Origin of the sequence: Sporosarcina siberiensis (assembly GCF_042681925.1) — a bacterium.
GTDB lineage: Bacteria > Bacillota > Bacilli > Bacillales_A > Planococcaceae > Sporosarcina > Sporosarcina siberiensis.
This window is the reverse complement of record NZ_JBHUGI010000014.1, coordinates 119,034-125,502: the sequence shown is the minus strand read 5'-3', so window position 1 is coordinate 125,502 and position 6,469 is coordinate 119,034. Positions and strand designations below refer to the sequence as shown.

Sequence of the window (6,469 nt, the reverse complement as noted above, 5' to 3'; positions counted from 1 at the left end):
GCCGCTAATCTAAAGGAGCAAGCTCCAATAGATTCGCTCGACTTGCATGTATTAGGCATGCCGCCAGCGTTCGTCCTGAGCCAGGATCAAACTCTCCATAATACCAGCAATCGATAGACAGTAAACTGAATATCGATTGCTGGTGAATACAGAAACTTGAATAGCTCTAGTTTCTATGCTGGCATTAAAGAAGAATGTTGCCATTCTCCGATGATGTCATGTCGAAGGATTTAAATTCAATCCTTCTGGTTGTTTCTGTTCTTCTGACGGAAATCAGCTTACTTAGAAACGTTTATACTCTCTACACCGAAGTGTAACGAGTTTAAAAATTCTATCGACGTTTTGCTGTTCAGTTTTCAAGGTTCATTTCATAATTTGTTTTGTCGTTGCCGTAACAGCAACTTTATTAATATAACATCTTGTTTTGTAGAAGTCAACTCTTATTTTCAAAAGCTATTTCGACTAACAAGTTTGAAATAAAGTGGAGCGAGTGAAGGGAATCGAACCCTCATTATCAGCTTGGAAGGCTGAAGTTTTGCCATTAAACTACACTCGCGAAATATTGGCGCGCCCGGCAGAAGTCGAATCCACAACCTTCTGATCCGTAGTCAGACGCTCTATCCAATTGAGCTACGGGCGCTCTATAGTGTTACAAACGGAATATCTATTTGGTGCGGTAAAGAGGATTTGAACCTCCACGGGGTTAACCCCCACTAGGCCCTCAACCTAGCGCGTCTGCCGTTCCGCCACTACCGCGTGCTTTAAGCGACATACTTCAGTATACACGATTGTACTTATTTGTCAATGTGTTTCTGAAAAAGTGGTGAGCCATGCAGGATTCGAACCTGCGACCCTCTGATTAAAAGTCAGATGCTCTACCAACTGAGCTAATGGCTCGATATTTTATAAAATTAAGCTGGGGTAGCTGGATTCGAACCAACGATGACGGAGTCAAAGTCCGATGCCTTACCGCTTGGCTATACCCCAAAGTATGAATAACCCAATTGGTTTGACGTGATCGCCTTAGTAAATTGGTTACTATTTTGAAACTACTCGCTAAAGATTTATCCAACACAGGTGCCTGTTGAAAAATCTCCTTAAGTTCTAGAGATGTTATAGATAAAATATTGAAACTTCGCTTTAAAGATTTATCCAACACAAGTACCTGTTGGAAAATCTCCTTTAAGTTTTGGGCATGCTTTGCATGCTTGGTAACTATTTTGAAACTTCGTTTCAAAATAGTTTAATGACCCGTACGGGATTCGAACCCGTGATACCGCCGTGAAAGGGCGGTGTCTTAACCGCTTGACCAACGGGCCAAAGAAAGATGATTAAATCGCATGTAAAAACAACTGCTTGACCGTTTTTTTCATTTGTTTTAATCGACCTTTCTTATTATAGAGAGAAGTATACCATTCGTCAACACTTATTATTATTCTTTTTTCAAAACTCTCGTAAACGTTGTCGCAATTGATTTTATCCAATCAACATTTCTACTTATTCGTTACCAACCGGACAATACATAATCTTCCCCGCACATTTTCCGCACTTATACTTCCGTACATCCATTCTTCTTTTCCGATTATACTTTTGCTCACATGAAATGCATTTGTATATGTGATTCACTCTAACTTTTTCATTCCCTGTCGAAAGGGGTTGGCAAAACCTCGGTGAGGATGTTTGTTTCAGCAGTTTTCTAAAGTCAGCATCCCGATGTCGATATCCCTTTCCTTCTATATGAAGATGATAATGACAGAGCTCGTGCTTAATTACGCCAATAAGTTCTTCCATACCATGGACTTTAAGGATTAAAGGATTGATTTCGATGGAATGATCGACAAGCATATACCGTCCTCCCGTTGTTCGAAGTCTTCCGTTAAACCTCGCTTCATGTATGAATGGTTTATGAAAAAATTCGATTGAGGTTTTTTCGATAAGTAACTGTAGTTCATTGTCGATCATTGCCACCTCACCTCCGTTTAATACGTTATTTTTTTGCTGGCGATAACATAGTTAACGAAATCCGCCCTTTTGCTTTATCCACACCTTCAATCCAAACAGTAACGATATCACCCGAAGCAACAACGTCTAGGGGGTGTTTTACAAACCCCTTTTTCAGTTTAGATATATGAACAAGCCCATCCTCGGATACGCCTATATCGATAAAAGCACCAAAGTCTACAACGTTACGGACTGTTCCTTGCATCTCAAGGCCTTCATATAAATCTTTAATATCGAGTACATCTGCTTTTAGAAGCGGTTGTGGATAGTCGTCGCGTGGATCTCGGTTAGGTCTTTGCAAAGTTTCAATAATATCTCGCAGTGTTACTTCACCGACTTCTAATTTATTAGATAATGCTTTAATATCCAGAACGGATAGTGCATCGGTCGTTTCTTTTTTACCGAGCTCACTCTTTTTCAGTCCCGCTTCGCCCAGAATTAGTTCCGCGGTTTTATAGCTTTCCGGATGAATCCCGGTAGAATCAAATGGATCTGCAGCATTCGGTACGCGTAAAAACCCAATCGCTTGTTCATATGTTTTCGCGCCAAGACGTGGAACTTTTTTCAATTGGTTCCGTTTCGTGTATAAACCATTTTCTTCGCGTGTTTTAACAATATTTTCTGCTACAGTTTTCGAAAGTCCGGCAACATATTGAAGAAGTGATGAAGAAGCGGTGTTTACATTTACCCCTACTCTGTTTACTGCCGTCTCTACAACAAATGTTAAAGACTCAGACAGCCTCTTTTTCGCAACATCATGTTGGTATTGTCCAACCCCTACAGAACCCGGATCGATTTTAACAAGTTCAGACAAGGGATCCTGAAGTCTTCTTGCAATGGATACCGCACTTCTTTCTTCTACCAATAGATCCGGAAACTCTTCCCTTGCTTGTGCAGATGCTGAATAAACACTTGCTCCCGCCTCATTTACGATGACATAAGAAACATCGGTCTCTGCATCCTTAATGCAATCCACAATAAACAACTCGGTTTCACGGGATGCTGTACCATTTCCGATTGCAATAATGGAAACATCATATTCTTTTAGTAAGTGCAAAATCGCTTTTTTCGATTTTTCTTTTTCGGGTTTTGGTGGATGCGGATAGATCACAGATACTTCATGAAGTTTTCCTGTCTCGTCCACAATCGCCAATTTACAACCCGAACGGAAAGCCGGGTCAACGCCAAGAATCACATTTCCTTTTAATGGAGGTTGTAACAATAAGCTTTTCAGATTTTCCGAAAACACATGAATCGCTTGTTCCTCAGCTTTTTCGGATAGTTCATTTCGAATTTCTCGTTCAATAGAAGGCGCGATGAGTCGTTTAAAAGCATCCTCAATGGCTTCTTTTACTTGTACCGCGGACGGTGAGTGTGTTTTACGAATTAATTCACGTTCCATTCCACTAATGATGCGCTCTTCTGGAAAGTTAATTCCCACACGCAATACATCTTCTTTTTCTCCACGATTCAGCGCCAATGTTCGGTGTGGAACGATTCGTTTCAACGGCTCTTCGTATTCATAGTAATTACCAAACACTTTCTTATCGTCTTCCGCACCCTTTTTTATATTTGAAACTATAAAACCATCCGCCCATGCCAACTTTCTAATACTTCCACGTATTGCTGCATCGTCTGCAAATATTTCAGCGATGATGTCACGAGCACCTGCAAGTGCATCTTCAGTTGAATTAATTTCTAGTTCTTCATTTATATATGCTTCGGCGAGCGTTTCCGGAGTCTCTTGTGAAAACTCTAGCAAGGATAATGCAAGGGGTTCAAGTCCTTTTTCTTTCGCCATCATTGCGCGAGTTCTTCTTTTTTGCATGAATGGTCTGTATAAATCCTCTACACGTTGCAATACTGTCGCATTTACAATGGATTTTCGCAGCTCATCGTCGAGTTTACCTTGTTCTTCAATGATGCGCAGTACTTCTTCTTTTCTTTGCTCAAGACCCTTTACGTACCCGTATGCATCTTCTACCGCTTTTATCTGCACTTCATCTAACGAACCCGTTTCTTCTTTACGGTATCGCGCGATGAACGGAACTGTATTCCCTTGGTCAAGTAGAGCAATTACTTTCTCTGCTTGATGCACATTGACCTCAGCTCTTCCAGCTGTGGCTTTCAAAATTAGATTCGTCAAATGGACCATCCCTTTCTCTATTGACTCTATTTTAACATAAGCATAAGTTTCATTCATTGTGATGTCTATCTTCTATGAAATCAAACAAAAAACCTGCCATCCTATTAAGAGAGCAGGTTTCCAACTATAAATGTAGCATCGTCATCACTCGCAATCGACTCTTCGATTGCTTTATATAGTCCATATAGGCAACGACTATCTGTCAGTGCAGCTTTCGGACTTCGTATTACGACACCATCGGAATGCAATAAGAATGTATCGCCTTTTTTGTAAGGATATTCTTGCGTGTTAAGCTTCTGTGGTCTACCCGATAAATACCCCATAACAGGCAGGGGATAAATCATCTTGCTTCCATCATGAAGCATATAAAAACGAACATTACCCACACAACTGTATTGAATTGTTTTTGAAATGAAATCGACTTTAACAATTGCAACAGCTGCACCACGTTTTCCAACCATATACTCATTGCAGCGATATATAAGTTCGTCGATTGTCTCACTGTGATACTCTTGCAAAATCGTCTGGATAATCTGAGACGATTGACGCGCAATGGGACCGTTGCCTAGACCATCAGCTATTGCACATAAAAAGTACTTCTCTTCTAATAAAGAGAAATACGTATCTCCACATTCTTTATTTCCGCCTTTGGCCTGTTGAAAAATGCGTACTTCAATATCATCACTTACTGTTTCTTTCAAAGCGATGCACCACCAGCGGCAGTTATGGCTTCTTGTAATTTCTTTATTGCTTTACGCTGTAATCTCGATACATGCATTTGTGAAATACCTAAAAGATCGCCTGTTTCTTTCTGACTAAGCTGCTCAATGTATGTATATTGGATGATTTCTTTCTCACGTTCATTTAGAACAACAAGTGCGTCAGCAACAAGCATTCTTTGATCAGTAGCTTCATACCCTTCATCAGGCGCACCAACTAAATCAAAAAGGGTCACTGTTCCACCTTCGGAATCCGCGTTTAAAGTATGATCCATAGATAAAGCTTGATAACTTCTTCCCATTTCCATTGCTTCTAATACTGTTTCTTCTTCAACATCTAAATACTCCGCGATTTCCTTAACGTGTGGAGACCGCTGCAGCTCTTCCGTCAAAGTTTCAGCAGTAGCTCGGATTTTGGGTCCTAATTCCTTGATACGTCTCGGAACATGAATTGCCCATGTTTTATCACGCATAAAGCGTTTAATCTCACCAATAATCGTAGGTATTGCAAATGCTTCAAAGCTTCTTCCAAACTCAGCATCATATCTACGAATCGCACCGAGTAAACCAAGCATACCCACCTGCACAAGATCCTCATGGTAGGATTTACCATTCGAATATTTCCGAGCGATTGACTGCACAAGCCTTTCATAGTGTAAAACAAGATTCGTTTGTGCTTCGTCGTCCTCGTTTTCTTGATATTGCTTTATCCAAACCAAAACCTGGTCAACTGTTCCGGATTTAGGAGGAGATTGTTTCGGCATCCTTATCCACCCGCTCTCCTTCAAGGTATTTAGTCATCAAGACCGTTACACCCTCTTCATGGTAGACTTTTACTTCATCCATTAACGTTTCCATTAAATAAAGACCAAGACCGCCTTCACGCATAAACTCCACTTCTACCTTCCCTTTATAGGGTCCTACACTGTTTTTAGTTTCCTCGTAATTGAAACTAGCACCATTATCTGCAATCATTATTTCCATTTTATCGGCAAAAAGTGCACATCCTACTACGACTTCCCCTAATTCACCCTCGGCATACGCATGTTGAACGGCATTTGTAATCGCTTCACTTGATGCAATTTTTAAATCTTCAATGTCATCATAACTGAAGCCTATCCGACTCGCCAGACCAGAAATTGCAAGTCTCGCTACACCGATGTATTGCTCTTTTGCAGGAATTTTGACTTCAATATAATCATATGGTTGCATTTTGTGTACCACCTTTTTCTGATTCAATCTCCATGACTTCGTCTAGTCCAGTAATTTCAAACAAACGTTTCAGTCGTGCATTTAATCCTGTAATTTTCATATGACCTTCGCTCGCCGTTACACGCTTATAAAACCCGACAAATACACCGAGTCCCGTACTATCCATATATGAAACGCCAGAAAGATCAAGTTCAACTTGAATGCCTATTTCATCTTGAACTGATTCCAAACGTTCTTTAAGAGAAGGCGCTGTATATGCATCAATTTCACCAGTTACTTTAAAATACTGAATGCCGTTTTCTACTGTTAAATCAATTTCTAATTCCATTTCCACACCCCGAACTTTCTCATATGATCTATATACCTATAAGACTTATTACCACTTAGCAGT

At 40.3% G+C, this 6,469-nt stretch carries 6 protein-coding genes, 6 tRNA genes and 1 rRNA gene; all 13 read right to left on the bottom strand.

Annotation, left to right across the window (positions count from 1 at the left end; translation table 11 throughout):
• Window positions 1–102, bottom strand: a 16S ribosomal RNA gene (locus ACFSFY_RS06560); the annotation flags it as partial.
• 380 nt (window positions 103–482) lie between these two features.
• Window positions 483–556: transfer RNA gene (locus ACFSFY_RS06555), tRNA-Gly, on the bottom strand.
• A gap of 7 nt (window positions 557–563) precedes the next feature.
• A tRNA-Arg gene (locus ACFSFY_RS06550) sits at window positions 564–640 on the bottom strand.
• A gap of 29 nt (window positions 641–669) precedes the next feature.
• A tRNA-Leu gene (locus tag ACFSFY_RS06545) sits at window positions 670–756 on the bottom strand.
• 65 nt (window positions 757–821) lie between these two features.
• Window positions 822–897, bottom strand: a tRNA-Lys gene (locus ACFSFY_RS06540).
• Window positions 898–916: 19 nt separating this feature from the next.
• Window positions 917–987, bottom strand: a tRNA-Gln gene (locus ACFSFY_RS06535).
• A 260-nt stretch (window positions 988–1,247) separates the two neighbouring features.
• Window positions 1,248–1,319 (bottom strand) — tRNA-Glu (locus tag ACFSFY_RS06530).
• A gap of 178 nt (window positions 1,320–1,497) precedes the next feature.
• The gene (locus ACFSFY_RS06525) at window positions 1,498–1,962 is read right to left on the bottom strand and encodes a SprT family protein (RefSeq protein ID WP_381536417.1); all 465 of its coding nucleotides are present in this window, start codon (window positions 1,960–1,962) and stop codon (window positions 1,498–1,500) included.
• A 25-nt stretch (window positions 1,963–1,987) separates the two neighbouring features.
• Entirely contained in the window at window positions 1,988–4,147 is a 2,160-nt protein-coding gene (locus ACFSFY_RS06520) for a Tex family protein (protein ID WP_381536415.1), read from the bottom strand.
• A gap of 104 nt (window positions 4,148–4,251) precedes the next feature.
• Entirely contained in the window at window positions 4,252–4,848 is a 597-nt protein-coding gene (locus ACFSFY_RS06515) for a PP2C family serine/threonine-protein phosphatase (RefSeq protein WP_381536413.1), read from the bottom strand.
• Window positions 4,845–5,630 carry an RNA polymerase sigma factor SigB gene (sigB, locus tag ACFSFY_RS06510; RefSeq protein ID WP_381536410.1) on the bottom strand — a complete coding sequence of 262 codons (786 nt, stop codon included), beginning with the start codon at window positions 5,628–5,630 and terminating at the stop codon, window positions 4,845–4,847. The genes ACFSFY_RS06515 and sigB overlap by 4 nt, the downstream gene beginning before the upstream one ends.
• Window positions 5,608–6,078, bottom strand: coding sequence for an anti-sigma B factor RsbW (gene rsbW / locus ACFSFY_RS06505; protein WP_381536408.1), 471 nt, complete (start codon window positions 6,076–6,078; stop codon window positions 5,608–5,610). The genes sigB and rsbW overlap by 23 nt, the downstream gene beginning before the upstream one ends.
• The gene (locus ACFSFY_RS06500; protein ID WP_381536406.1) at window positions 6,065–6,406 is read right to left on the bottom strand and encodes an STAS domain-containing protein; all 342 of its coding nucleotides are present in this window, start codon (window positions 6,404–6,406) and stop codon (window positions 6,065–6,067) included. The genes rsbW and ACFSFY_RS06500 overlap by 14 nt, the downstream gene beginning before the upstream one ends.
• Window positions 6,407–6,469: the final 63 nt, after the last annotated feature.

What these genes read in the sequence shown, in the direction of transcription:
- ACFSFY_RS06525 (WP_381536417.1), bottom strand. Translation starts at nt 1,962, where the DNA reads ATGATCGACAATGAACTACAGTTACTTATCGAAAAAACCTCAATCGAA.
- sigB (WP_381536410.1), bottom strand. Translation starts at nt 5,630, where the DNA reads ATGCCGAAACAATCTCCTCCTAAATCCGGAACAGTTGACCAGGTTTTG.
- rsbW (WP_381536408.1), bottom strand. Translation starts at nt 6,078, where the DNA reads ATGCAACCATATGATTATATTGAAGTCAAAATTCCTGCAAAAGAGCAA.
- ACFSFY_RS06500 (WP_381536406.1), bottom strand. Translation starts at nt 6,406, where the DNA reads ATGGAATTAGAAATTGATTTAACAGTAGAAAACGGCATTCAGTATTTT.